Source organism: Nocardia sp. IBHARD005 (assembly GCF_052814245.1).
Map to the genome: position 1 here is coordinate 5,813,961 of NZ_CP199935.1, position 24,382 is coordinate 5,838,342.

Annotated in this window: 23 protein-coding genes; 14 read left to right on the forward strand and 9 right to left on the reverse strand. The window is 67.4% G+C overall.

All coding sequences use genetic code 11. From position 1 onward, the window contains the following. Positions 1–51: 51 nt before the first annotated feature. Positions 52–3,342, forward strand: coding sequence for a DEAD/DEAH box helicase (locus ACTWPB_RS27245; protein WP_446223343.1), 3,291 nt, complete (start codon positions 52–54; stop codon positions 3,340–3,342). Here the strand turns inward: ACTWPB_RS27245 and ACTWPB_RS27250 are convergent. The 3 genes from ACTWPB_RS27250 to ACTWPB_RS27260 all read right to left on the reverse strand — a co-directional run bounded on the left by ACTWPB_RS27250 (position 3,324) and on the right by ACTWPB_RS27260 (position 5,163). Beyond that, the gene (locus ACTWPB_RS27250) at positions 3,324–4,382 is read right to left on the reverse strand and encodes a class I SAM-dependent methyltransferase (protein WP_446223344.1); all 1,059 of its coding nucleotides are present in this window, start codon (positions 4,380–4,382) and stop codon (positions 3,324–3,326) included. The genes ACTWPB_RS27245 and ACTWPB_RS27250 overlap by 19 nt on opposite strands. Positions 4,383–4,480: 98 nt before the next feature. Next, on the reverse strand, positions 4,481–4,936 hold the full coding sequence (locus ACTWPB_RS27255; protein ID WP_446223345.1) for a PTS sugar transporter subunit IIA: 456 nt from the start codon (positions 4,934–4,936) through the stop codon (positions 4,481–4,483). After that, positions 4,933–5,163: a glucose PTS transporter subunit EIIB gene (locus ACTWPB_RS27260; RefSeq protein ID WP_056821036.1), complete on the reverse strand. Its 231-nt coding sequence runs from the start codon at positions 5,161–5,163 to the stop codon at positions 4,933–4,935. Before ACTWPB_RS27260 ends, ACTWPB_RS27255 begins: the two co-directional genes overlap by 4 nt. Before the next feature lie 228 nt (positions 5,164–5,391). Here ACTWPB_RS27260 and ACTWPB_RS27265 point away from each other — a divergent pair, with 228 nt between their 5' ends. From ACTWPB_RS27265 to ACTWPB_RS27290, 6 genes are all read left to right on the forward strand, one after another. Further along, on the forward strand, positions 5,392–6,738 hold the full coding sequence (locus ACTWPB_RS27265) for a PTS transporter subunit EIIC (RefSeq protein WP_446223346.1): 1,347 nt from the start codon (positions 5,392–5,394) through the stop codon (positions 6,736–6,738). Between the two features lie 4 nt (positions 6,739–6,742). Next, positions 6,743–7,006: an HPr family phosphocarrier protein gene (locus ACTWPB_RS27270; protein ID WP_446223347.1), complete on the forward strand. Its 264-nt coding sequence runs from the start codon at positions 6,743–6,745 to the stop codon at positions 7,004–7,006. Beyond that, positions 7,006–8,670: a phosphoenolpyruvate--protein phosphotransferase gene (gene ptsP / locus ACTWPB_RS27275; RefSeq protein ID WP_446223348.1), complete on the forward strand. Its 1,665-nt coding sequence runs from the start codon at positions 7,006–7,008 to the stop codon at positions 8,668–8,670. The genes ACTWPB_RS27270 and ptsP overlap by 1 nt, the downstream gene beginning before the upstream one ends. Positions 8,671–8,770: 100 nt before the next feature. After that, positions 8,771–9,937: an N-acetylglucosamine-6-phosphate deacetylase gene (locus ACTWPB_RS27280; RefSeq protein WP_446226503.1), complete on the forward strand. Its 1,167-nt coding sequence runs from the start codon at positions 8,771–8,773 to the stop codon at positions 9,935–9,937. Then, on the forward strand, positions 9,937–10,716 hold the full coding sequence (nagB, locus tag ACTWPB_RS27285) for a glucosamine-6-phosphate deaminase (protein WP_446223349.1): 780 nt from the start codon (positions 9,937–9,939) through the stop codon (positions 10,714–10,716). Before ACTWPB_RS27280 ends, nagB begins: the two co-directional genes overlap by 1 nt. A 1-nt stretch (position 10,717) precedes the next feature. Then, a complete protein-coding gene (locus ACTWPB_RS27290) occupies positions 10,718–11,470 on the forward strand; it encodes a copper homeostasis protein CutC (protein WP_446223350.1) in 753 nt (250 codons plus the stop codon). Between the two features lie 123 nt (positions 11,471–11,593). On the opposite strand, the gene ACTWPB_RS27295 is transcribed toward ACTWPB_RS27290, so the two are convergent. Both ACTWPB_RS27295 and ACTWPB_RS27300 read right to left on the reverse strand, forming a co-directional pair. Continuing rightward, on the reverse strand, positions 11,594–12,235 hold the full coding sequence (locus ACTWPB_RS27295; RefSeq protein ID WP_446223351.1) for an HD domain-containing protein: 642 nt from the start codon (positions 12,233–12,235) through the stop codon (positions 11,594–11,596). A gap of 73 nt (positions 12,236–12,308) precedes the next feature. Further along, on the reverse strand, positions 12,309–12,977 hold the full coding sequence (locus tag ACTWPB_RS27300; RefSeq protein ID WP_446223352.1) for a methyltransferase domain-containing protein: 669 nt from the start codon (positions 12,975–12,977) through the stop codon (positions 12,309–12,311). Between the two features lie 99 nt (positions 12,978–13,076). Here ACTWPB_RS27300 and ACTWPB_RS27305 point away from each other — a divergent pair, with 99 nt between their 5' ends. Continuing rightward, positions 13,077–13,655 (forward strand): TetR/AcrR family transcriptional regulator, encoded by a 579-nt coding sequence (locus ACTWPB_RS27305; protein WP_446223353.1) that lies wholly within the window; start codon positions 13,077–13,079, stop codon positions 13,653–13,655. Here the strand turns inward: ACTWPB_RS27305 and ACTWPB_RS27310 are convergent. After that, a complete protein-coding gene (locus ACTWPB_RS27310) occupies positions 13,591–13,893 on the reverse strand; it encodes a hypothetical protein (RefSeq protein WP_446223354.1) in 303 nt (100 codons plus the stop codon). The two genes, ACTWPB_RS27305 and ACTWPB_RS27310, sit on opposite strands and share 65 nt — an antisense overlap. A 109-nt stretch (positions 13,894–14,002) precedes the next feature. On the opposite strand from ACTWPB_RS27310, the gene ACTWPB_RS27315 reads away from it, so the two are divergent. From ACTWPB_RS27315 to ACTWPB_RS27325, 3 genes are all read left to right on the forward strand, one after another. Beyond that, positions 14,003–14,953, forward strand: coding sequence for an NAD(P)H-dependent flavin oxidoreductase (locus ACTWPB_RS27315; protein WP_446223355.1), 951 nt, complete (start codon positions 14,003–14,005; stop codon positions 14,951–14,953). Between the two features lie 64 nt (positions 14,954–15,017). Continuing rightward, a complete protein-coding gene (locus tag ACTWPB_RS27320) occupies positions 15,018–15,572 on the forward strand; it encodes a TetR/AcrR family transcriptional regulator (RefSeq protein WP_446223356.1) in 555 nt (184 codons plus the stop codon). A gap of 69 nt (positions 15,573–15,641) precedes the next feature. After that, positions 15,642–17,378 carry an alpha/beta fold hydrolase gene (locus tag ACTWPB_RS27325; RefSeq protein ID WP_446223357.1) on the forward strand — a complete coding sequence of 579 codons (1,737 nt, stop codon included), beginning with the start codon at positions 15,642–15,644 and terminating at the stop codon, positions 17,376–17,378. A gap of 76 nt (positions 17,379–17,454) precedes the next feature. On the opposite strand, the gene ACTWPB_RS27330 is transcribed toward ACTWPB_RS27325, so the two are convergent. Both ACTWPB_RS27330 and ACTWPB_RS27335 read right to left on the reverse strand, forming a co-directional pair. After that, complete coding sequence (locus ACTWPB_RS27330) at positions 17,455–19,095, reverse strand: CocE/NonD family hydrolase (protein ID WP_446223358.1); 1,641 nt, start codon at positions 19,093–19,095, stop codon at positions 17,455–17,457. A 63-nt stretch (positions 19,096–19,158) separates the two neighbouring features. After that, complete coding sequence (locus tag ACTWPB_RS27335; protein WP_446223359.1) at positions 19,159–20,061, reverse strand: SDR family NAD(P)-dependent oxidoreductase; 903 nt, start codon at positions 20,059–20,061, stop codon at positions 19,159–19,161. Between the two features lie 44 nt (positions 20,062–20,105). Between ACTWPB_RS27335 and ACTWPB_RS27340 the strand changes: the two genes are divergently transcribed. Further along, positions 20,106–20,693 carry a TetR family transcriptional regulator gene (locus ACTWPB_RS27340; protein ID WP_446223360.1) on the forward strand — a complete coding sequence of 196 codons (588 nt, stop codon included), beginning with the start codon at positions 20,106–20,108 and terminating at the stop codon, positions 20,691–20,693. Between the two features lie 288 nt (positions 20,694–20,981). Continuing rightward, positions 20,982–21,959 (forward strand): sterol desaturase family protein, encoded by a 978-nt coding sequence (locus tag ACTWPB_RS27345; protein WP_446223361.1) that lies wholly within the window; start codon positions 20,982–20,984, stop codon positions 21,957–21,959. Between the two features lie 222 nt (positions 21,960–22,181). Here ACTWPB_RS27345 and glnA read toward each other — a convergent pair whose 3' ends face one another. Beyond that, positions 22,182–23,618 (reverse strand): type I glutamate--ammonia ligase, encoded by a 1,437-nt coding sequence (gene glnA / locus ACTWPB_RS27350; RefSeq protein ID WP_446223362.1) that lies wholly within the window; start codon positions 23,616–23,618, stop codon positions 22,182–22,184. Between the two features lie 288 nt (positions 23,619–23,906). Here glnA and ACTWPB_RS27355 point away from each other — a divergent pair, with 288 nt between their 5' ends. Continuing rightward, positions 23,907–24,362, forward strand: a complete 456-nt coding sequence (locus tag ACTWPB_RS27355; RefSeq protein WP_446223363.1) for an RDD family protein — start codon at positions 23,907–23,909, stop codon at positions 24,360–24,362. Positions 24,363–24,382: the final 20 nt, after the last annotated feature.

A 24,382-nucleotide genomic window follows, 5' to 3' on the forward strand; every position in this document is an offset into this window, starting at 1 on the left:
TACCGTGATCGGGGTTGTCTGCAATGATGGCCGACCGGATTGGGGTGCATCGTGGGCGGTTCCGAGCACGCCGCGCGGCTCGTGCGTTTCTGGCAGACCGTGGAGTTGTTCGGTCCACAGCTTGTGCCGGACGTCGAGACCGACGGACCGGTGGTGGATCTCGCGGCGGATGACCTCGCGCCGTGGGAGAACCTCGCCACGCTGCCCGCGTTGAAGGCCGGGCGGGTGTGGCAGTTCGTCGTGTACGGCGGGTTGTTCGAGGTGGGGCGCGCACGGGAAGCGCTGGTGCGCACATTCGGTGAGGATCAGCTCGAGGCCGACGCTCGACGCGCCGGGACCACAGCGGCTTTCGCGGTGACGCTGACCGACAGCGGGGTGATTGTCGGTGGTTCGGCGAGGTTGTCGGGGTTGGCGTGGGCGGTGAATCGGTTGCGAGCGCCGGGGCCCGGCGATATCGGCTGGGCCGACGGGTTCGACCATGATTCGGCGGCGTTCACCGCCGCGCTCGACATGCTCACGCGAGAGCCGCAGCCCGGCACCGAACATCTGGGTCCGGCGCCGCGGTGGCGTGCGCTGGATATGGCCGGCCGTGGTGTGGCGGCTTCGTTGATCGCGGCGGGTGCGGATGGGGTCATCTCGCCGGGGCTTGCCGGAATGTCGGCGTTGGCCTTCGCCGAACGGTTCGCGATCGCGGATGACGAGGACATTGTCGATGCGCCCCGGTTGACCGGTCGCGACCTGCACACCTTCACCGGCGAACTGTGTGCCGCGTTGGGCATTCGATCGGAACTGCGGGCCGGTGGCGTGCGGGTGGCGTGCGTCCAGGTCGCGGCGCGTGATGCGGACAGCGATGCCGCCGAGGATCGGCTCAACAGCGGGCTGGGGCCGGACCTTGCCGAGCTCGCGAAGGCGGTGGAACGTGGCGATATCGGTGCGGCGCTGCGGGACTACCTCATGGCGGCCGAAGCGCTGCCTGTCGACGGCCGGATCGATGTTCGACGGCGACAGGACGCGGTAGTCGAAGGACTACTCCCCCAACTCATTCCGGACGGTCGCTGGCCGGGCGATCCGCTGGTGTCGGGACAGCAGTTCGCCGTAGATCGCGCGCTGTCCGAATTGCGTGACAGCGCCGGTATTTTCGCGGTGCACGGTGCGCCGGGCACCGGAACGACGACGATGCTGCGAGACCTGCTGGCCGGGATTCTGGTCGAGCGGGCCGCGCAGCTGGCCGCCTTCGATGACCCGATGGCGGTGTTCGCTGGGGTCACCGAACAGGTTCAGGTGGCGAAGAACTACACGGTGGGCGCGCACCGATTGGCGAACAGCGTGACCGGGTTCGAAGTGGTGCTGGCGACGGGCAGCGATGCCACCGCGGCCGATGTGGTCGCCGAGATCCAGCATCGTGGCGCGATCGACGGCGAGCTCAATCACTTCACCGACCTGGCCGAACTCGTCGGTGGCGCACCCGCGTGGGGCTTGGTCGCCGCGGCGCTGGGCGAAACGCGACGGACGTTCGCCGAACAGTTCTGGTTCGGGGATCGGTTCGCCGCCGAGCGCAAGACCGGGACACCGAACGGCGGGATGCTCGACATCCTCAAACAGGCCGAGGCCGACCCGGATTCGATTCCGGATTGGCCGACCGCGGTGCGGGACTTCACCACTCGTCGCGCCGAGGTGCGCAGGCTGGCCCAAGAGCGGCAGGATGTCGCCGATGCGGTCGCCGACCTGCCCACCATGAACGCGGGGTTGCAGTCGACCGCAGTCGAGATCGCCAATGCCGATGACGCACACGCGCATTGGCGGGAACGCCATCAGCTGGCGACCGAACATCTGCGTGCCGCGCAGGCCGCGCATCACCGGGCAGGCAAGTTCCTGAGCGAGCACGGTGCGCGCAAGCCCGGGTTCGTGGCGTCGCTGTCGACGGGGTTCCGGGCGGGGCGGCGGTGGAGTGCGCGCAGCAATGAGTTGCTGCGGGAACGACATATCGCCGAGGCGGATGTGCGACGGCGCCAGACCGAGGTCGAATACACGCGGGAACAGTGGGCCGAGGCGGCCGAGCACGGACGCACGCTGATTCGTGAGCACGTCGAGTTGACGCAGCGGCGGGCAGCGGCGCTGGATGTTATCGAGCGCGGGCGCGAGAACTGGTCGCGCACAATCCCGTTCGGTGACGTGGCAGGTGACGACGAGCAGTTCCAGCTGTGTAATCCGTGGGCCGACGATCAGTACGCAAGCGCGCGACGTGAGCTGTTCCTGTCGGCGTTGAAGTTGCATCGCGCGTTCTTGCTCAACGCGGCGCCACGGGTTCGCGACAATCTGATCGTCGCTATCGCGTTGATCCGGGGTGAGCTCGCGGCCGCGCCGAGGCCGGAGACCGTCGCGGCGGCGTGGCAGACGCTGTTCTTGGCGGTGCCGATGATTACGACGACCTTCACCGCGCTGCCCCGGCTGTTCGCCGGGCTGGGGTCCGAGGCACTCGGATGGCTGTTCGTCGACGACGCCGGGCAGGCTGCACCGCAGTCGGTGGCCGGTGGGTTGTGGCGGGCTCGGCGGGCGGTGATCGTCGGTGATCATCGTCAGCTGGGACCTGTTGGGGCGCTGCCCACTTCGGCCCAGGAAGCGCTGGTGCAGCAGTACGGGCTCGATGCGGAGTGGATGCCCGATCACGCGTCGGCACGCCAGGCGGCTGATCGCGGGGTGCGGTACGGGACGTGGCTGATGCCATCGGATTCGGTCGCGCCGGTGTGGGTCGGCACGCCGTTGCGAGTCCACCGGCGCAGTGACAGACCGATTTTCGAGCTCACCCATCACATTGCCTATGACGATGATCTGCTGGTGTTCGGCACGCCGGATCGGCCGGAGTTCCCCGGGCACGATCAATGGATCGACGTCAGATCAGCACGGGCCGAAGGCAATTGGATTCCTGGTGAGGGCGAAGCGCTCGCCGCGTTGCTCACGCGGGTGACCGAGGACGGGGTGTCCGCGGCCGAAATCCGTGTGGTCAGTCCGTTCCGTGATGTCGCCGATGGCGCGCAGGAGGTCGCGCGTGAGGTGCTCGGCGCGGAGTTCGCGCAGCGGCAGGTGGGGACTGTCCACGCGATGCACGGCAATTCGGCCGAGGTTGTGGTGCTGATCTTGGGAACATCGCCGGCCGCGGGCGGGTCGCGACGGTGGGCGGCGACGAATCCGAATGTGCTCAACGCGGCGGTGTCGCGGGCGCGGCGGCGGGTCTACGTGATCGGCAACTACCGATTGTGGAGCAGCCAGCGGTATTTCGACGACCTCGCCAGGCGCTGGACGGTCGAGACCGAGCAGCTGGCCGATCAGACCGTGAGCCGGTAGAAGCGCCAGAATCCGAAGTCCTCGATCGGGAGGATGTCCACGGCGGTGAAACCTGCCTTGTCGGCGTACTCCCCCAGCTTCGCGGTGCGCATGACGGTGCCGGTGCCGGCGGAGTCGGGGTGCGCCATGCCGTCTGGCAGGCAGACCAGCAGGCTGAACCCGTACATCAGGCGGTCGATGTCGCTCGCGGGTGCGGTGAATTCCGGGGCGACGGCCTCGTCCATGATGATCACCGCACCGCCCGGACGCAGGGCTTTGCGCATCGAGGTCAGCACCTCGACGGGGTGTGGCATGTCGTGCAAGCATTCGAAGGCGAACAGCGCGTCGTAGGCGGATTCGGGCAGGTCGGTGGCGGCGTCGGCCTGGTGGAAGCGGACTCGGTTGCCGAGGTCGGCGGCGTTCTCGGTGGCCATCCGGACCGACGGCTGGTCGATGTCGTAGCCGTCGACGGTCAGCTCGGGGTAGGCGCGGGCCAGCGCGATCGCGGACCAGCCGCCGCCGGAACCGATGTCGGCGGCCTTGGCATCGGGGCGCGAGAGCAGGGCGTGCACATCGGCGACTCCGGCGAGATCGGTGGCGAGACGCTGTTCGAACCAGGGGCGGTTCATGTCCGACTGTGATTCGCGCATATCGGCGCCGTATTCGGACCAGCCGACTCCACCGCCGTCGCGATAAGCGCGTACCAGCGCGGGCATCTGGGCTGCGGCGCCCACCAGCATACGAGCCAGTGGCGCAAGATAATTGAGACTTTTCGGGTCGGTGAGGACTTCCGCTGCGCCGTCCGGCAGCGCGAACCGCCCATCCGCCGTCACCGTCAGAATCTCGGTGGCCGCCTGCTGCTCGAGCCACTCCTGCGCATACCGGCGATCCCCACCCGCCCGCGCGATCAACTCACCCGCATCGGCCGGCCCACCCGCAGCCAACGCCCGATACCAGCCGAGCCGATCTCCGAGATGCACCGCGAGAATGTCGATCGCCCCGAGCGCGGCGCCGAACAACCGCTCGGCGAACTGCTCACTGGTCTGCTCCACCGCACTCACCGGTCAACCTCCTGCGCTGATGCGACACGAATCGACGCCGACCCGCTGAAACGGACTACGGGTCGGCGCGCCGAAAGGTTCAGCAGCCGGTCAGGCAGCTACGGCGAGTCGAACAGGAGGCCGCCGGAGTCCACGGTGGTGCCGATGGTGTCGGTGCGGACCGAGTCCTTGGCCGAGTCCATCACCACGACGGGGCAGATGACCGAGTAGCCGGTGGCGGCGATTTCCGTCGGATCGAAGGTGACGATGGGGGCCCCTGCTTCCACCGTGTCACCTTCGGTGGCGAGGAGTTCGAAACCTTCGCCCTTGAGTTTGACCGTGTCGATGCCCAGGTGGACCAGGACGCCGACGCCGTGGCCGAGGATGACGAAGGCGTGGGGGTGGAGTTTGAGGATCTTGCCGGCGATGGGGGCCGTCACCATCAGGGTGCCGCGGGTGCGGTCGGGGTCTAGCGCTACGCCGGAGCCGACGATTTGCTCGGCGAAGACCTGATCGGGGACCTCGGACAGGGCCACGACCTTGCCGGGGAGCGGGGCGATGACCGGGACGCTCACAGGATGTCCTCGATGTCGTCGGCCAAGGTGTCGGCTTCGGGGCCGACGACGACCTGCACGACCGAGCCCGACTTGAGGACGCCGTGCGCGCCCGCGGCCTTGAGCGCGGCCTCGTCGACCTTGCTTCCGTCCTTCACTTCGGTGCGCAACCGGGTGATGCACGCCTCGATCTCGACGATGTTGTCCGCGCCGCCGAGGCCGGCGACGATCGCTTCCGCTTTGGACATATGTTCTCCCTTTCGGCGGTGGTTGCCGGTACCAGTATGGGAGTCTCGAATGTGCGCCACATCATATTCAGCGGTTGACATCCGACCTCCACCTGGTCAAACTGGCAACTGGTTATGACCGGACAGTACCCGTTGGGGACACCGGTTCACAACAGTTAACCCGGATCGGCGGGCAAGCCGGTCCTCCCTCGCCGAGACCGCCGGGAAGCCGGCACGAAGAAGGTCGACATGACTGCCGTTACCGACACCGCCAAACAAGAATCGAAGGTGTTCGCGGGATTGCAGCGCCTCGGTCGCAGCCTCATGCTGCCGATCGCGGTACTCCCCGCGGCGGGCATCCTGCTGCGCGTCGGCCAGGACGATCTCCTCGGCCACTTCTCCGCGCTGGAGAGCACCGCTTCGGTCATCTCGGCCGCCGGGCAGGCCGTATTCACCTGGCTGCCGCTGATCTTCGCCGTCGGCATCGCGATCGGCTGGGCCAAGAAGGCCGACGGGTCGACCGCGCTGGCGGCGGTGGTCGGGTACATGGTGATCGACGGCGTGTTCAAGGCGATGTCACCGATCGTGCTCGAAGGAAAGACCGACCCGAAAGGCGCGCAGGCGCTGATCAACTACGGCGTCCTCGGCGGCATCGTGATGGGTCTGCTGTCGGCCATGCTGTGGCAGCGGTTCTATCGCACGAAGCTGCCCGATTTTCTCGGCTTCTTCAACGGCAGGCGGCTGGTGCCGATCCTGACCGCGGTCACCGGCCTGGTCGTCGGCGTCGGCATGGCGTTTCTGTATCCGGCGTTCAACTCCGCGCTCACCTGGGTGGGTGAGACCGTCGCGGACAACTCGGTCGTCGGTGGCGGTATCTACGGCGCGGCCAACCGCCTGCTCATCCCGACCGGTCTGCATCACATCCTGAACTCCACCGTCTGGTTCCTCGTCGGCGATTACACCGATGCCTCCGGCCAGCTCGTGCGCGGCGACCTCAACCGCTTCTTCGCCGGTGATTCGAGCGCGGGCACGTTCATGACGGGCTTCTTCCCGATCATGATGTTCGCGCTTCCCGCCGCCGCGCTGGCCATCTGGCGCAATGCGCGTCCGTCGCAGAAGAAGCTGGTCGGCGGCATCATGCTGTCCACCGGGCTGACCGCGTTCGTCACCGGCATCACCGAGCCGCTGGAGTTCTCGTTCATGTTCGTGGCGTGGCCGCTGTATGTGGTGCACGCGCTCTTGACGGGCACGTCGATGGCGCTGGTGAACGCGCTCGGCATCCATGACGGATTCACGTTCTCCGCGGGCGCGATCGACTATCTGCTGAACTTCGGCAAGGCGACCGACGCGTGGATGCTGATCCCGATCGGGCTCGGGTACGCGGTGATCTACTACGTGCTCTTCAGCTTCGTGATCAAGAAGTGGAACCTGCGGACGCCGGGTCGCGAGGCGGAAACCGATGTCGAGGTCGGCGCGCCCGACGCGGCCGTGGCCGAAGCGGAGGCTGCCGTCACCGCCACGGAAGATACTCGAACCGATGCACCATCGGTTGCCGAAGCCGAAACGAAGCTGGACAAGAAGCTGGAAGGTGAGTGAGGCCATGACAACCCGCACCGTCATCGTCGGATCCGAGGTGGGGCTGCACGCGCGGCCCGCCGCGAAACTCACCAGGGCCGTGCAGGCCGCGGGGGTGCCGGTGCGGATTTCGGTGGGAGGTGGCGAACCGGTCGACGCGGCCAGCGTGCTCGCGGTGATGACACTGGGCGCGGGCCACGGAGCCGAGGTGACCCTGCATGCCGAGGGTGCCGACGCGGTGCTGGACCAGCTGGCCGAACTCATCGCCTCGGATCTGGACGCCGCCTGATGCCGGAACAGGTGATCCGTGGCCTCGGCGTGAGTCCGGGCGTGGTGTGCGCGCCCTGGTTGCGGTTCGGATCGCAGCTCGAGACCTCGGCACAGGATCCGGTCGGCGGCTCGGTCGCCGAGGAGCTGGCGCGGGTCAAGGATGCGCTCGGTGACGTGTCCGAGGAGATGCAAGCCAGGGCCGCACGCGTGAGTGGTGTCGCGGCGGAGATCCTTTCGATGTCGGCGACGATGGCCCGTGATCCGGGCATCGTCGCCGCCACCGAGCAGGAACTGGCGGCCGGGATGCCGACGGCGCACGCGGTGCACCTCGCGTTCGAGGGGTTCTGCGCGAAGCTGGAAGCGCTCGGCGGGTACATGGCCGAGCGGGCGACCGATCTGCGCGATATCGGCGGGCGGACCGTCGCGGTGCTGCTCGGGCTGCCGATGCCGGGCATTCCGGAGCCGGGGTATCCGTTCGTGCTGGTCGCGCGGGATCTCGCGCCCGCCGATACGGCGATGCTGGGTGACAGCGATGTGGTCGGGTTGCTCACCACGGAGGGCGGGCCGACCAGCCACACCGCGATTCTCGCGAAGTCCCTCGCCTTGCCCGCGGTGGTGAACTGTCCCGATACCGATCGGCTCGTCGATGACGCGCCGGTGTTGCTCGACGGCATGACCGGTGAAGTCGTGATCGATCCGAATCCTGAGCATCAGCGGGCCGCTGTCGAGCAGGCCGCCGCGGACAAGGCGCGAATCGCGGCGGCCAGCGGGCCCGGGCATACCGCTGACGGGACGCCGGTACATCTGCTGGTGAATATCGGCACCGTCGATGACGCGGTGAGAGCGGGGCCGGCCGACAGTGAGGGTGTGGGACTGTTCCGCACCGAGTTCATGTATCTCGGGAAGGCGTCCGCGCCATCGCTGGACGAACAGACCGCCTCGTACACAGCGGTTCTCGAACAGTTCGCCGGACGACGAGTCGTGGTGCGGACCCTCGATGCCGGGTCGGACAAGCCGCTGCCGTTTCTCGATCTCGGTACCGAGGAGAATCCGGCACTCGGTGTGCGCGGGTTGCGGATCGGCACGGTGTTTCCGGAGACTCTCGCCACGCAGCTCACGGCGCTCGCCCGGGCGGGCGAGGTGACCGGGGCCGATCTGTGGGTGATGGCGCCGATGGTCGCCACCGCGGACGAGGCCGCCGGATTCGCCTCGCTCGCACGCGAATCCGGGTTGACGAAGGTCGGGGCGATGATCGAGGTCCCGGCGGCCGCGTTGCGTGCCGCCGATCTGCTCGCGCATCTCGACTTCGTCAGCATCGGCACCAACGATCTGAGCCAGTACACGTGCGCGGTGGATCGGATGGCGGGCGGGCTCGCGCATCTGCTCGATCCGTGGCAGCCCGCGGTGCTGGATTTGATCGCGATGGTCGGTGCGGCCGGTGCGGCGGCGGGTAAGCCGGTCGGGGTGTGTGGCGAGGCGGCGTCGGATCCGGCGTTGGCGCCAGTGCTGGTGGGGCTGGGAGTCACGAGCTTGTCGATGTCGGTGCCCGCGTTGCCCGCGGTGCGGGCGGCATTGGCCGCGGTGGATATGCAGCGGTGCCAGGATGGCGCGGATGCGGCGTGCGCGGCCCAGAATCCGCAGGTGGGGCGTGAGGCGGTCGCGGCGATCATCGGGCGGGCGTGAAAAGGGTTGTTGTGGACGCGGTCCGGCCGACGGCCGGAGCGCGGTGTGGTGTCCGGCGGCGGCCCTCGATCGTTGCCGGTAGGAGGAAGGTTTCGTGGTGATGGGATTCGTGCGCGGTCGACTCGCCGGAACGGCGGTGGGTGAAATCGCCGACGGTGTCGTCGAATTCGACGCGGGCCTGATCACCTGGGTCGGTGCGGCCGCAAATTATCCTGCGCCTGAACGACTTCCGGCACCGCGCGATAATCTGGTCCTTCCGGGCCTGATCGACCTGCACTGCCACGGTGGCGCCGGGTTCGGGTTTCCCAATGCGGATGCGCGGGGTGCTCGGGTTGCGGCGGCGCATCATCGAGAGCACGGCACCACCGGATTGATGGGGAGCTTGGTGTCGGATCAACCGGACGTGCTGGTCGCGCAGGCGGCGATGCTGGCCGGTCTGGTCGAGGACGGGGCGTTGCTCGGGGTGCATCTCGAGGGGCCGTTCATCAATGCGAGCCGGTGTGGGGCACAGGATCCCGCGGCGATCATTCCCGGCGATCCCGCGTTGTTCGAGCGGATCTACGCGGCGGCACGCGGCACCGTGCGGTCGATGACATTGGCCCCCGAGACCGCACACTTCGACGAGCTGCTGGCCGCGATGCACCGACTCGATGTGCTGCCGAGCCTCGGGCACACCGATGCCGATGCCGCGACCACCGCGGCGCGCATCACCGAGGCTCGTGGTGGGCCGATCACCGCTACCCATCTGTTCAACGGGATGCCCGCCCTGCATCACCGCTCCCCCGGACCCGTCGCCGCCTGCCTCGCCGCGGCCGGGCGCGGCGAGATGGTGGTCGAATTGATCGCTGACGGTGTGCATTTGGCACCCGCGACGGTGGCGATGGTGTTCGATACCGTCGGGCCGGATCAGATCGCGCTGGTGTCCGATGCGATGGCGGCAGCGGGCATGAGCGACGGCGACTACCGCCTCGGTGCGCTCGATGTTCAGGTCCACGACGGTGTCGCCCGGCTCGCCACTGACGACGGTTCGCCCGGGGCGATCGCGGGCGGCACGGCTCGGCTCGTCGACGTGCTGCGCTGGACCGTCCTCGATGCGGGCATACCGCTGTCCGACGCGGTCATCTCCGCGACACGTACTCCCGCTCGCGTACTCGGCCTCGACGGCGAACGCGGCAGTCTCACCGTCGGCGCACGTGCCGACATTCTTGTCACCGACCAGTCATTGCGGCCGCGGCGGGTGCTCGTCGCCGGAACGGAAGGAATCTGATGGAAATCGTGATCCGGGCTGACGAAAACGAGGTAGCGAGCACGGTCGCCGATATCGTCGGCGGCTACGTGACAGGCGGGAACGCGATCCTCGGCTTGGCGACCGGGTCGTCGCCGCTGGGGAGTTATCAGGAGCTGGCGCGCCGCTATCGCGAGGGTGAGCTGGATTTCGCCACCGCGAGCGCCTTCCTGCTCGACGAGTACGTGGGTTTGCCGAAAGAGCATCCGCAGTCGTACTTCTCGGTGATCAGGTCGGAGTTCGTCGACCATGTGAACCTGGATCCCGCGCGGGTGCTGAGCCCGAACGGGGAGGCGGGTGATGTCGCGGGTGAAGGTCGACGGTATGACGCAGCCATCGCCGCGGCGGGTGGGGTCGACGTGCAACTGCTGGGGATCGGCACCGACGGGCACATCGGGTTCAACGAGCCCGGGTCGGCGCTGACCTCGCGCACGCGGGTGAAGACGCTCACCGAGCAGACGCGCAAGGACAACGCGCGCTTTTTCGACGGGCCGGAAAATGTGCCGCATCACGTGCTCACCCAGGGCCTCGGCACCATCAACGAGGCCGGGCATCTGGTGATGATCGCGCTCGGTGCGGGCAAAGCCGATGCGATCGCCGCCGCCGCTGAAGGACCGTTGTCGGCGTTCTGTCCGGCCTCGGTCATGCAGTGGCATCGCCATGTCACGGTGGTGATCGACGAAGCCGCGGCGAGCAAGTTGAAGTTGGCCGATTACTACAAGTACGCGCTGGCGAACAAGCCTGCCTGGCAGTCGTTCTGACGTGACCGCGCTCGAGTTCGCCGTGCAGGACGTGGCGGGTGCGCTCGGCGCTCGCCGCGTCGGGGCGGATCGAGTGGAATTGTGTGCGGCGCTGGGTAGTACGGGTGGGCTGACGCCCAGCATCGGGACAATCGAGGCGGTGGTGGGAACCGGGATTCCCGTCCACGTGCTGATCCGGTGCCGGGCCGGAGGCTTCGTGTACGCCGATAACGGCGAGCTGGCGGTGATGAATACTGATGCGCGAGCAGCGGTTTCGGCTGGTGCTGCCGGCCTCGTGATCGGCGCGCTCACCCCTGACCACCAGGTCGACAGCGAAGGGCTGATCCGTGTTCTCGATGATGTTCCTGTCGATGACATAGAGCTGACCTTTCATCGTGGGATAGATCAGATCCGCGACCGCGAGGCCGCGCTTGACACGTTGGTCGCCGGTGGCATCACCAGGGTGCTCACCTCAGGCGGGGCAGCCACTTGCGCGCAGGGTCTGAGCGAACTCGCCGCGATGGTCGATCACGCGGCTGGGCGCATCCAGATCATGGCGGGCGGCGGGATCACCGTCGGTGACATCGCCGCTCTACATCGGATCGGCGTCGACGGGATCCACCTGTCGGCCAGACGGGTGATCGCTGACGACGGCGGGCCCGGCGGGGGCGGCAAATCCGGCCACGAACAACTCGACGAGGAGCTCGCGGTCGCTGCTGCCCGCCAGCTGCTCGCGGTAGACCGGCCGAGCAGCTCCGGACGTCCCTCGGCCTGATTCAGACCGCCCGACGGTCAGCACACGACCGGATTTCAGACGCTGTGGGCCAGTAGAAGTTCAGGTTCGCGCCGGCCACACTCGCCCGGCCGAGACGCCCACCCACCGCCGTCGGCCCTCGCTTCAGGCGCGCTCGGCGAGGATCAATTCTGCTTCGCCGGGATCACAATCGAAGGCTGCTCGTACTGCGGCGACGGCCTTTTCGTGTTCGCCCGCCGCTACCAGCTGGTCGATCTCGGCCCACTGATCGGTGGGCGGGGCCGCCGAGGGGTCGAGGCGGCGGTCTAGGCGCTCCCACATGCGGGCCACGGTGGGGTCGTCGGCGAGTAGTCCGCCGAGGTGGGCCTTGAAGGTGGGGTGTTCGGTGCGGTACATGCCCATCCAGCTGCTGGCGAGCGGGCTGGCCTCGGCATTGGCGGTGCGGTCGGCGAGTTTGAGGATCACGGCCCTGGGGTGGGCGGCGATCTTGGTGTAGGCGTTCTGGTTTCGCGCCTTGCGGTCGGGGCCGATTCCGGTGACCGCCCACACCAGATCGAGAACCTCACGGCCGAAACGGGATTCGACATCTTCTGCGGTGACCGCGGTGTCTTCGACGACGTCGTGGAGCCAGGCCGCGAGGCCGAGTTCACCGCCGTAGCCGAAGTCGTCGAGGACACCCCGAACGGCTGTCAGGTGGGTGATGTAGGGATGTTCGCCGTAGCGCTGGTCACCGTGCGCCGCGAGGGCGAACTCCCGCGCTTCGATTTCGCGCTGATCGAACTCCATGCCGCACCCCCGTGCTCGATTGGTGATCGTGTCGAGATCGACCCTAGCCGAGGGCACCGACAGGTTGCCGAGATCAGTGGTGGGCGACCGGTTTCAGCGCGGTCAGGATGCCCGTCTGGTCACGGCTCTGGGTGTAGGTGAGCTCGGTGAAGCCGACCGCCTCGACCTGCCCGGTGTAGTGGCGGATGTCGGCGTCGGCGAACGGATCGCCACCGCGGCCGAGGAACAGTGCGAGCACTTTCCGCATCCGGGGTGCGGGTGAGGCGTCGGCGAGCAGGAGCCGCCCGCCCGGCCGCAATACCCGCCACATCTCCGCGATCGCGGCGGCACGCTGCGACTCGGGAATGTGGTGCATGACGAAAGTACAGGTGACAACCTCGAATTCGGCATCGACCAGGGGCAGCGACTGCGCCGGGCCGACCACGTAGCGATGGTGCGTGGCGCGATCCCGGTCGCTGTTGCCTGCGACCGCCGTGGCCGAGGGGTCGACGCCGACGGCGGCACCGTTCGGTCCGACCGCGTCGCCGAGCGCTCGGACGAGTTTGCCGGGACCGCAACCGATATCGAGTGCGCGAGCACCACGGCGCACACCGGAGAGCGTGACGAATTCGGCGAGCAGCCGACGATGCCTGCCGAGGAAGAACATCGCAGTGAACAGGTTGTAGCGACGCAGGCCTGCGATGACAAGGCCCGTGTCGGCATCGTCGACGAACATGGGGGTGAGAAGCTGATTTCGGGACATGAGTTCATGGTCGGGCGCCGCCGCGCCCGTCACCAGGAGCACAATCGCCCGAGGTGTCCGTTACCGAACAGATCCGGGGAAACCGTGCGGGAGGAAGCGATGGCCGAGCACCCTGACCGCCGGGTTCGACGGACCAGGGACACGCTGCACAAGGCGTTGATCGAGCTGATGATCGAACGCGGCTACGACAAGGTGACCGTGCGCGACATCATCGCTCGCGCCGACGTCGGACGGTCCACCTTCTATGCGCACTACCGCGACAAGGACGACCTGCTGCTGGTGAGCTGCACCGAATTCCTGCGTCGCGAGATCATCCGCACGACCACGCCGGGTTCCGCGCTCGCGCCGCTGCGCGTGATGTTCCATCTCGCCGCGCAGTATCCCGAGGTGTATCGGCCGCTGATCGGGCCGAAAGCGACCGCCACCGTCGTGCGCGCCTACCAGCGATGTGTCGCCGAACTGGTCGGTGAGCTCCTCGACGAGCAGCCCGCCGGCACGATCGCGTTTCTGTCGTATGGGTTGCTCGGCGTGCTCGGCACGGTGATCGAGCCGACCGCGCCGCTACCGCCCACGCAGGCGTGGCAGCGGTTCGAAACGCTCGCGCTGTACGGGCTCAGTGGATCCGGCGGCGTAGGTCCGGCCACGGTGGGCGGCGAAGTATCGCCAGCGCCGCGATGACTGCGGTGAGCAGGCCGATCCATTCGCCGAGTTGAGCGATGCGATTGGCGTCCATCGCGGGCGTCCAGTGCGCACGTCCCTCGTGGATGACGAACAGCCCGACCGGACACGGGTGCCGCAGGAGGCCACCGCCGCGAGAGACGGTGATGATGGTCGTTCCGGTTGCCGTGTCGATCGGCTCGCCGAACACCATCGGCGGCTCGCCCACCATCTGTTCGAGGCGATCTCTGATCGTCATCGCGTCCCCCTCTCGTCGTTCGGCAATGCCGTCGAAGATACGCGCCTCGCGTGCCCCCTGTCGGCTGCCATGATGGTGAGTGTCAAAGCCGTGGCGAAAGGGTGTACCGATGCCGGAGCAGACACTGTCGACCCAGTGGTCACGATCGCTGGGACTGCGAGTGCCGGTGGTGAACGCGCCGATGGGCGGCGCGGCCGGTGGACAGCTCGCCGCGGCGGTGAGCGCGGCGGGCGGGCTCGGGATGATCGGGATGGGTAGCGCGGGGTCGGTGGCGGCCTTGCGCCGCGAGCTGGCTGTCGCCGGCGCGCCGGACGGGATCGGGCTCGTCGACTGGGTCCGCGCCCGCGAAACCGGGCTCCTCGACGCCGCGATCGCCGCGGGTCCACGGATCATCTCGGTCAGTTTCGGCACCGATTTCTCCTGGGTGCCGCAGGTGCAGGCGGCGGGCATCCTCGCCGTCACCCAGGTGTACGACGCGCCCGGTGCCCATCGCGCCCAGGACGCGGGTATCGACGTTCTCGTCGCGCGTGGCAGCGAAGGCGGCGGGCACGGGGCCGACCGGCTGGCCTTGCTGCCGCTGCTCGATGCCGTCCTCGACATCGCGACCGTCCCGGTCCTGGCCGCCGGCGGTATCGGCTCCGGGCGCACGCTCGCGGCCGTACTCGCGGCGGGCGCGGCGGGAGCTTGGCTCGGGACCTGTCTGGCCGCCGCCGAGGAATCATTGCTGCCCGAATCCGCCCGCCTGGCGATGCTCGCCGCGGATTCCAGCAGCACCACCGTCACCACTGCTTTCGACGAGGCACTCGATCTGCCCTGGCCACCGATTTATCCGGCGCGGGTTCTGCGCAACGAGTTCACTGACCCGTGGTCGCGGCCCGATGCCGACGACCTACCCGACCCCGAACGTCTGCGCGCGGCGATCGCGGTCGACGATCCCAGGCTCGCGCCCGTGGATGCGGGCCAGGGCGTGGGTCTGGTGACCCATATCGAGCCTGCCGCCACCGTGATCGACCGACTGTGCGGGGACGCGGCCGAGCTTCTGGCAGCACATCATCGGTAACCGAATCCGCGACCTCGCCCGGTCGGTGGTTGCGAAACTATGTAGACCGGTCTAGTTTGAGCTGGTGGGCACAAAGGGAGCCGAAACGCGGTGCAAGTTGATCAGGGCGACGCGGTCGCTGATCGAGTCGCATGGATATTTCGGCGCCGGGCTCAATCAGATCGTGCAGGAAAGCGGGGCGCCGCGCGGATCGCTGTACTTCCACTTCCCCGGCGGCAAGGACGAATTGGTGGCCGCGGCGCTCGCCGAGAGCGGTACCGATATCGCGGCGATCATCCGCACGATCGAGGCGACGGACGCGCGGGATTTCGCGCGAAAGATGGTGAACCTGCTCGGCGATCAGCTGGAAGCGTCGGACTGGACCATCGGATGTCCGGTGGCGACTGTCGCCTTGGATACAGCGTCGACCAATAGTGCTGTGCAGCAGGCCTGTTCGGCGACCTATCGACTCTGGGAAGAGGCGATCCGGGAACGTCTGATCGGCTTCGGCCATCCCGAACCCGAGCGGATCACCATGGTCGCGCTCGCCCTGATCGAAGGTGGGCTGGTGCTGGCTCGCACCCACCGCTCGCGCCAACCGCTCCGACACCTCGCCGACACCATCGACGTGCTGGTCTGAGCCGCTGCCCATCCCCGCCCCAACCCATACCTTGAAAATATGTAAATCGGTCTACTGAAAGTAGGGCATATGACACACACCGACTCCATCGTTTTCGGCGCCGCCGGATTCATCGGCCGCTCGCTGGTCGCCGAACTACTGCGAACCGGGCATACCGTCACCGCCGCGCTGCGTGCGGGCAGCCAGGATCGACTGCGGAACTGGCTCGACGGCCAGGGTGTCGACACCGCCGGGTTGACCATCACCACCACCGACATCGGCGAACCGGATCTCGCCCTGGGCGACACCATCGACGGGGTGCGTGATGTGTACAACACGGCCGCGTTGATGAAGTTCGGGCTGGACGCGGAGGTGGCGCGTCGGGTCAATCTCGATGGAGCAGTGCACGTGCTGGAATGGGCCGCACGGCAACCGGAGCTGCGGCGCGTCGTGCACATCAGCGGCTATCGCGCCGTCGAGGAAGCGGGCGAACAGGACTACGGCAATGGCGCGTACGAGGCGTCGAAAATCGAGGCCGATCTTCTGCTGCGGCGCATCGCCGCCGACCGTGGCATCCCGCTGACCATGGCGAATCCCGCCGGGGTGCTCGGACCCGGCCAGTATTTCGGTCTCTCCGACATCATCGACAACCTCTGGCAGGGTCGATTGCCCGCACTGCCGGGCTCCGCCGATACCTTTGTTCCGGTCGTCGATCTCGACTACGTCGCCCGGTTCATCGCCGGGCTGCCCACCCAACCCGATACGGCCGGCAAGTCCTATCCGCTGCTGGATGCCTCGACTCCCGCCCTGCCCGAACTGATTCGGCTCGTCGCCGATCACCTGCATGTCGCCGGGCCGCGCTTCACGATGCCGACCGCGCTGGTCCGTCGACTTCCCCGCGCGGTGACCCATGCCGATCCCGAAGCGCTGTCCTTCATCAGCAGCGACCGTTACGACACCAGCGACAGCGATATCGTCGCGCGGCGGCTCGGCATCGGCCATCCGCCGGTCAGCGAACTGCTGCGCACCTACGCCGACGGGATCGTGGCCAGTCGCAACGGGACTGTCGCGCCCACCCCGAAATCCGGTTTCCGGGGTGGTACCTGGATGGTCGGCGAGCAAGTTGATCCGGACTATGTTCTGCTGCACGGCATTCCGGTCGACAGTGATTCGTGGGCCGAGGTGGTGCGGGAATTGGACGCGCCGACACTGGCGGCCGACCTCCCCGGGCTCGGTCGTTCGGCGGCCTCTTCACAGTCGACCGGTGACTGGATGGCGGAACTGATGGCGCCGGTACGGACTCGACCGGTCATCGTCGGGCATTCGTTCGGCGCCTGGCCTGCCATCGAATTCGCGCTGCGCCATCCCGATCGGGTGTCGCGGCTCGTGCTCATCGCACCCGCGTTCCTGCAGCAGCCCGCCTCCCGGCTCACGGGTTCGCACCTCGCCGCTGAGGTCGTCAAACGGATGCCCGCGGCGACATTGGCTGCGCGACTCGGCATTCCAGAAGGGCCGACCGTCACCTCCGCCGTGGCGAATCTGCGACGGCCCGGCGTTGCCCAGCGCACCTTCGCGGCGTTGCGGGCCGCCGGTGCCTCGCGAGACGAACTCGCCGCCGAGCTGGCCAGGGTCACGGTTCCGGTCGACATCATCGTCGGTTCGGACGATCCGCTGATCGAGCCGACCGATCGGCCTGTCACCACCATCTCCGGCACCGGGCATTACCCGCAGCTGACCCATCCCGATCTGGTCGCGCGTGTCCTGCGCGGCGAAGGGATCTCCGCTGCAACGCAATACGCAGCGGACATCCCGACGAGCAGCCGCTAGCCCAGCTGACCGGCGCTCGATCGACCGTATCCCGCGCAGACTTTGCCGCGCCGGCGGGCAGATCGACCGACCACGCTCACCCGGTCGGTGCCACGAGTTCGATACGAATCGCGGGGTCGTTCACCATCTCCGGCTGGAGCGTGATGGTCTCCTCGGTTCGCCACCGGGCATGCCAGATGGGGACACCGCCGGGCAGGTCGAGTGCCCGCGGGGTGGTGAGTAGGGGCAGGTCAAGGCGGGCCGAGGTGACGGTGACGGCTGCGTTCGTCGGCGTGTGCGACCACACGTCGTCGACCGCGTTGGTGATCCGGACGCCGAGTCGGTGGCCGGCGCCCAGACGGGCGTCCTGCCAGAGCAGCCGGATCTCGGACTCGGGGCGCACCGGGGCGATACCACGGGTGATGACTGTCGCGCGCCCGTCGGGGGCGATGTCATAAAGCTCCAGTGCGACAGTCGCTTCGGGCGGGCCGGACAGGGTCAGCGCGGCAGTGCTCCGGCCTGCTAGGTGCACGGGCTCGGTGACCGGTGCCGAGATCGACCAGATTTCCCGGTCCGCACCGGGCAACAGACCACGATCGTGGTAGGTACCGGTACGCAAGGCGACGGATGCGCGCCGGGAATCCGTAGGCGGCCACACGGTTTCACCGCGCCAACCGCCGTCGAACTGGCCGACGGTCACCGGCGGACCCGGCACCTCGACATCGGCGCCCGCCACATGTTTGTCCAGGAATGCGAACAGCTCCGAGGCGAAGTGGGGTGTGCCGCACTTTTCGCGGCAGTCCGAGTGGCCCCATTGGCCGAACCAGGCGCGATGTTCGCCGGGGCCTCTGGCTTCCCAGGCCTCGATGATGCGGTCGGCTCGGGTGTTGGAGTCGAGGAAGCTCTGACCGAGGAACATCGGGGTGGTGTTGCCACGGACGGCCTCGACCATGTCGCGCTCGCGCCAGTCCGGGGCGGCGCCGTTGTGGTCGGTGGTGAGGGCGAGGTAGCGGGCGGCGCAGTCCTGGGTCATCTGGACCGCGTTGGCTTTGTACTCGTCGCCATCGCCGGGGTGGCCGGGGGTCGAGGCGATGGCCAGGTGTTCCGCACCCGCGGTGTCGGCGGGGCGAATCCCGTCCTCGGTCAACGGTTTTCCACCGAATTTCCACGCCGTGCCCTGCATGTAGAGGTACGAGTACGGATCGACGACCGGCTCGAACGCCGCCACCGCCGCCAGCCCCTTCGGCTTCGCGGCCAGCGCCATCATCCCGGTCCACCCCTCATAGGACGTCCCGACCACCCCGACCCGCCCCGTCGACCAGGGCCTGCTCGCGGCCCATTCCACCGCCGCCGCCACATCCGACCGCTCCCCCGGGCCACCGAAATCCGGGCACCCGTTGGACCCACCGAACCCACGCAGGTCGACGATCACATACGTGTATCCGGCCCGCAGCGCCCACTCGACCGGCAAGTTGTCGGTCGAGGGTCCACCACCGGGCCGAGGCTGGGACAGGTACGCCAGATGCGCCCGGTACGGACTGGCCGTGAGCAGCACCGGAGTCCGCGCGTCGGCCGCGAGACCCGGCGGCCGAAGGACATCAGCGTGCAGCCGAGTCCCGTCGGGCGCGGTCAGGTACTCCTGCGTCCACGTGTACGCCGGATTCACCGGCTCCGCCGTCGCCGGGGCGACCATCCCGAGTACCAACGCCACACCGGCCACCACCACACCCAATCGCACCCCCGGACTATTGCCGGTCCCCGCCTCGCCGTCCAGCCCCGATTATCCGGGGCGTGTCGCCGATCAGCGACGAGCATCCAACTCGGCGAGCAACTCCACGCTGTCTCGGTACAGGGCCTGCTGCACCGGCTCGTCATACGACGCCACAGAGGATCGGACCGGTGTGCGGCGCACGAGATATTGACCTGTGGTTCCCTCGCGGTCCGGTGCTGCGACCAGCCAAGCGAGATCCGCGCCGGACCCGCGCGGCGTGCGAACACCGGGGAACACGACAAGGGCGCGGGCAATCGTCTTCCAGGCCAACTGCTGGAAAGTGCTTGCGTCCCTGGCCAATCCGGTTCCAGGCATCAGGCCGGGGTCGAACGCGTTCACGGTGATGTCGCGTGGGGCCAGCTCGCGGGCGAGGTGGTAGGCGGTCTGCAGGTTCGCCAACTTCGAGGTGGTGTAGCGGCGGCGGGCGTCGCGCTGAGCGGATTCGGTCGGCGGCGGCGGGTAGGCCAGTTCGTGCGCGGTGGCGTGCAGCGGGTGCGGCATCCCGGTGAACTGGTCGGGATCATGAGTTCCCGAGGACACCAGGACGATTCGCGCGGGTGCGGTGAAGTGGTCGAGCAGGTCGAGGATGAGGCCGAGATGACCGAGGTGGTTGGTGGCGAATGTCGCCTCGACGCCATCCGCGGTGAGGGTCCGACGAGTGAACTGCACGCCCGCGTTGCACACCAGGCCGGACAGGGGTGGGAGGTCGGCGGCGACGAGTTCGGCGACGAACGCGCCGACCGACTGTCGCGAGGACAGGTCGAGTGCCATGCCGTGAGCGCCGATCGTCGCGGCGAGTTCCCGAGTTCGAGTCCCGTCGCGACCGGTGATCACCACCTTGGTGCGCGGGTCGCGCGCGAGGTTCCTGGCGCATTCGTAGCCGAGCCCGCTCGTCCCGCCGGTGACCACCATCATTCTGTCACTTGATGCCATATGGCACAGTCTGCCATATCGGAGCGTCATGCGACACTGTTTCGATGTCGCTGCGGGATCTCAAACGGGAACGGACCAGGCAGTCCATCGTGGACACCGCGTTCGGCCTGTTCGCCGAACGAGGCTTCGACGGCGTCACGGTCGCCGAGATCGCGGCGGCCGCGGAAGTCGGCACCCGCACCCTGCACCGCTACTTCAGCAGCAAGGAAGAGCTGGTCTTCCCCGAAGACGACGAACTGCGCGCCGACCTGGCCCGCCTCCTCGCCGAACGCCCCGAGGGCGAACACCCCGAAACCACCCTCGCCGTCGTCATCACCCCCCTGATCAGCAGATTCGGCGGCGAACAACTCTCCCAGGCACGCACCCGCGACGCCCTGATCACCGGCACGCCGGCATTGCAGGCCCGCGACCTGGCCAAACAGGCTGCCGTGGAACAGCTCATCGAACACCACCTGGCCCGCAGGCTCGGCGTCGCCGTCGACAGCGACGTGCGCCCAGCCCTGTGGGCGAAAATCGGCATGGCGTGCTTCTTCTCCGCCTACCGCGTCTGGCTCCACGAAGGCGGCGACCTCGCTCACCATCTGGCCGACGCCCGCACAGCGTTGACCGAAACCATGCCGCGACCCACGTGAGGCTCCGACCAGCCGCCTCGTAGACACAACGAAACGCCCGCCCCGACACCCCTCGATTGCCTTCACCGAGCCGGCGCGCCGAGGTCGGGATCCAGTCCAGCGTAGGTTCGGTGGGATCGAGCTACGACGCCATCGTGGTGGTCGCTTGACCGCGACCGCCAGAAGGCCCCCTCCCGGCCGAACGCTCGTACGGTCCAACCCCGCTGATTCGGTCCGGCTGGCGAAGGTGGCGGTTAGCCACACCTTGGGTTCCTGGTGTGGAGCGCCGCTCCGGACGATGGTTTACCTATGCGTGGCATGAAATCGACCGACGAGGCGTGGCGGGAGAAGTTCCGGGCCCGCGGCCGGACCAGGTTCATCGTGGCTTGCGGAGTGCTCCTCGCGGGACTCGGCACGGCTGCCGTAGTCATCGTCATTCCCCGACTTGGGCATGCGATGTCCGGCATGGATGTTTCGACCATGCTGATCTGGCTGGCAATTCCGGTCTTCATCGTCGCCGTTGCGGCGGAGGTCGTGTATCTCGAGCGTCACGGCAAGCCGTACGACTACCGTGACTCAGCTACCTCCATCGCCGCCGGTCTGGGGTACCAACTCCTCAACATTCCCTGGGCGCTGGCGGAACTCGCGATCTTCGCGTCTGTTTCTTCGCTGGTGCCGTGGCACCTCGAGGGTTGGGTTGCGTGGGCCGTCGCACTGATCGGGGTCGACTTTGCCTACTACTGGTTTCACCGCGCGCACCACGAAATCCGGATGTTCTGGTCGGTCCACGTCGTGCACCACTCGAGCGAGAGCTTCAACCTCACCACGGCACTACGGACACCCTGGCTGGTTGTCACGTCCCTGCCGTTCCTTGCACCTCTGGCACTGTCGGGAATCGATGGCAAGATCATCGCCGCCGCCTACGCGATCAACCTGCTGTACCAGTTCGGCATCCACACCGAGGTCATCGGCAAACTTTGGGCGCCTATCGAATTCGTGTTCAACACGCCGAGCCACCACCGCGTGCACCACGGCTCCAACACCGAATACCTCGACCGCAACTACGGTGGCGTGCTCATCATCTGGGACCGCATCTTCGGCTCCTTCGAGCCGGAGGGCGAGCGGGCGATCTACGGCCTCACCAAGAACGTCAACACCTACAACATCGCCAAGATCAACGCCCGCGAGATGGTCGCGATCTGGCAGGACGTCAAGAACGCGGCGAAATTCTCGGACAAGCTCGGCTTCCTGTTCCGGGGTCCCGGTTGGCAGCCACAGCCGACCTGAGCGACCAGCTCAGCCGGCGGCCTCGGCGTGTCGCCAGGAACTCGGCATTCGATCGCTTCGGACACACACCGTCCAGGAAACACTCCACATCCTCGGAAAACGACACGGTCGCCGCAACCTCTCCATCGAGAGTGTTGCGACGACCGCGTGAACCCGCCTATTGGTGGGTGGGCGTTTCGGTAGTGCTACTGCGTACTCCGCAGGTCAGAGCCTATGTACGACTTAGACGTCGTAGTAGAGCTCGAACTCGTACGGGTGCGGACGCAGGTTGACCGGGGCGATCTCGTTCTCGCGCTTGAGGCTGATCCAGGTCTCGATGAGGTCAGGCGTGAAGACGTTGCCCTCGGTGAGGTAGTCGTGGTCCGACTCGAGGCGATCGATGACCGTGGCCAGGCTGGTGGGGGCCTGGGGGATGTTCTTGGCCTCCTCCGGCGGGAGCTCGTAGAGGTCCTTGTCGACGGGGGCCAGCGGCTCGATCTTGTTCTTGATGCCGTCCAGGCCCGCCATCATCATGGCGGCGAAGGCCAGGTACGGGTTACCCGAGGAGTCAGGCGCGCGGAACTCGATGCGCTTGGCCTTCGGGTTGTTGCCGGTGACCGGGATACGCACGGCAGCCGAGCGGTTGCGCTGCGAGTACACCAGGTTGATGGGGGCCTCGTAGCCCGGCACCAGACGGTGGTACGAGTTCACGGTCGGGTTGGTGAACGCCAGCAGCGACGGGGCGTGGTGCAGGATGCCGCCGATGTAGTGACGCGCCAGATCCGAGAGGCCACCGTAACCGGCCTCGTCGTGGAACAGCGGCTTGCCGTCCTTCCACAGCGACTGGTGCACGTGCATGCCCGAGCCGTTGTCGCCGAAGAGGGGCTTGGGCATGAAGGTGACAGACTTGCCTTCCTGCCACGCGGTGTTCTTCACGATGTACTTGAACAGCTGCAGGTCGTCAGCCGCGGACAGCAGCGTGCCGAACTTGTAGTTGATCTCGGCCTGACCGGCGGTGCCGACCTCGTGGTGGCCGCGCTCGAGCTCGAAGCCCGCGTTCTGCAGGTTGGTCGAGATCTTGTCGCGCAGGTCGACGTAGTGGTCGTACGGGGCGACGGGGAAGTAGCCACCCTTGTTGCGGACCTTGTAGCCGAGGTTGCGGCTGCCGTCCGGGTTGAACTCCTTGCCGGTGTTCCACGAGCCGGAAATCGACTCGAGCTCGTAGAACGCGCCGTTCATGCTGGAGCCGTAGCGGACGCCGTCGAAGATGTAGAACTCGGCCTCGGCACCGAAGAACGCGGTGTCGGCGATACCGGTCGAACGCAGGTACTCCTCCGCCTTGCGCGCGATGTTGCGCGGGTCGCGGGAGTACGCCTCACGGGTGAACGGGTCGTGCACGAAGAAGTTCAGGTTGAGCGTCTTCGCGGCACGGAACGGGTCGACCCGGGCGGTGCTGAAGTCGGGGAGCAGGAGCATGTCCGACTCGTCGATCGACTGGAAGCCACGCACCGAGGAACCGTCGAACGCCAGACCCTCTTCGGCCAGGTCGGCGGTGAACGCCTTGGCCGGGATCGAGAAGTGCTGCTGGACGCCGGGCAGGTCGGAGAAGCGGATATCGACGTATTCGATGTCCTCTTCCTTGATGTACTGGATGACCTCTTCGGCCGTGCTGAACGTCACTTGCTCTCCTTACGAATCGGTTCCCAGCCAGTCGCGATGCTGGCCCTTTCGAGCGACCTACGAGCAGGCGCTACGAAGGGGTTCGTCGCGACCTGACGCTAAGGACGCGGTGTTTCCCAACAGTCAAGGCTGTGTTTCGCCAGTGTTACGCGAACCGGATGCCTGAGTGTTGTCAGCCATCCGGGCGCGACCTTCACGCTAATCCTGCCATCCGCACGATCACGCGCTGACGTGACCTCCATTAATGCGGTCGTGGGCGACCGATCGCGCGCCACTATCCTGGGAGCCATGGCGCGTATTACCGGCACATGGCTCTCCGGATCCCCGGGCGAACCCGGCGATCCGGACATCTCCGGCTACCCCGGTGAGCTGTACGGGTTGCCTCGCGAAGGGGCAGGCTCACTTGCCCCCACCTGGCGCCGCGTCGTCGCGCTGTTCCTCGACTGGTTCATCGCGGTCGGCATCGCGGCGGTGATCACCCGCAGCTTCGTGTCGTCGTCGGTGCCGCTGCTGGTGTGGTTCGTGGTCGGCGTGGCCGCGGTGACGCTGTTCGGGTTCACCCCTGGCCAGTACTTCATGAAGCTGCGGGTGGTGCGCATCGACGCACCGGTGGCGGTCGGGTTCGTGCGCGCGCTGGCCAGGCAGGTACTGCTGGTATTCATCGTGCCCGCGCTGTTCACCGATGCCGACGGACGCGGCATGCACGACCAGGCCACCGGGACGGCGCTGGTCAACGCCCGCTGAGCCGCTGGGCAAACGTCACG

What these genes read in the sequence shown, in the direction of transcription:
- ACTWPB_RS27270 (WP_446223347.1), top strand. Translation starts at nt 6,743, where the DNA reads ATGACAACCCGCACCGTCATCGTCGGATCCGAGGTGGGGCTGCACGCG.
- ACTWPB_RS27280 (WP_446226503.1), top strand. Translation starts at nt 8,771, where the DNA reads ATGGGATTCGTGCGCGGTCGACTCGCCGGAACGGCGGTGGGTGAAATC.
- ACTWPB_RS27300 (WP_446223352.1), bottom strand. Translation starts at nt 12,977, where the DNA reads ATGTCCCGAAATCAGCTTCTCACCCCCATGTTCGTCGACGATGCCGAC.
- ACTWPB_RS27295 (WP_446223351.1), bottom strand. Translation starts at nt 12,235, where the DNA reads ATGGAGTTCGATCAGCGCGAAATCGAAGCGCGGGAGTTCGCCCTCGCG.
- ACTWPB_RS27265 (WP_446223346.1), top strand. Translation starts at nt 5,392, where the DNA reads ATGACTGCCGTTACCGACACCGCCAAACAAGAATCGAAGGTGTTCGCG.
- ptsP (WP_446223348.1), top strand. Translation starts at nt 7,006, where the DNA reads ATGCCGGAACAGGTGATCCGTGGCCTCGGCGTGAGTCCGGGCGTGGTG.
- ACTWPB_RS27310 (WP_446223354.1), bottom strand. Translation starts at nt 13,893, where the DNA reads ATGACGATCAGAGATCGCCTCGAACAGATGGTGGGCGAGCCGCCGATG.
- nagB (WP_446223349.1), top strand. Translation starts at nt 9,937, where the DNA reads ATGGAAATCGTGATCCGGGCTGACGAAAACGAGGTAGCGAGCACGGTC.
- ACTWPB_RS27340 (WP_446223360.1), top strand. Translation starts at nt 20,106, where the DNA reads ATGTCGCTGCGGGATCTCAAACGGGAACGGACCAGGCAGTCCATCGTG.
- ACTWPB_RS27335 (WP_446223359.1), bottom strand. Translation starts at nt 20,061, where the DNA reads ATGGCATCAAGTGACAGAATGATGGTGGTCACCGGCGGGACGAGCGGG.
- ACTWPB_RS27325 (WP_446223357.1), top strand. Translation starts at nt 15,642, where the DNA reads ATGACACACACCGACTCCATCGTTTTCGGCGCCGCCGGATTCATCGGC.
- ACTWPB_RS27315 (WP_446223355.1), top strand. Translation starts at nt 14,003, where the DNA reads ATGCCGGAGCAGACACTGTCGACCCAGTGGTCACGATCGCTGGGACTG.
- ACTWPB_RS27345 (WP_446223361.1), top strand. Translation starts at nt 20,982, where the DNA reads ATGCGTGGCATGAAATCGACCGACGAGGCGTGGCGGGAGAAGTTCCGG.
- ACTWPB_RS27260 (WP_056821036.1), bottom strand. Translation starts at nt 5,163, where the DNA reads ATGTCCAAAGCGGAAGCGATCGTCGCCGGCCTCGGCGGCGCGGACAAC.
- ACTWPB_RS27355 (WP_446223363.1), top strand. Translation starts at nt 23,907, where the DNA reads ATGGCGCGTATTACCGGCACATGGCTCTCCGGATCCCCGGGCGAACCC.
- ACTWPB_RS27305 (WP_446223353.1), top strand. Translation starts at nt 13,077, where the DNA reads ATGGCCGAGCACCCTGACCGCCGGGTTCGACGGACCAGGGACACGCTG.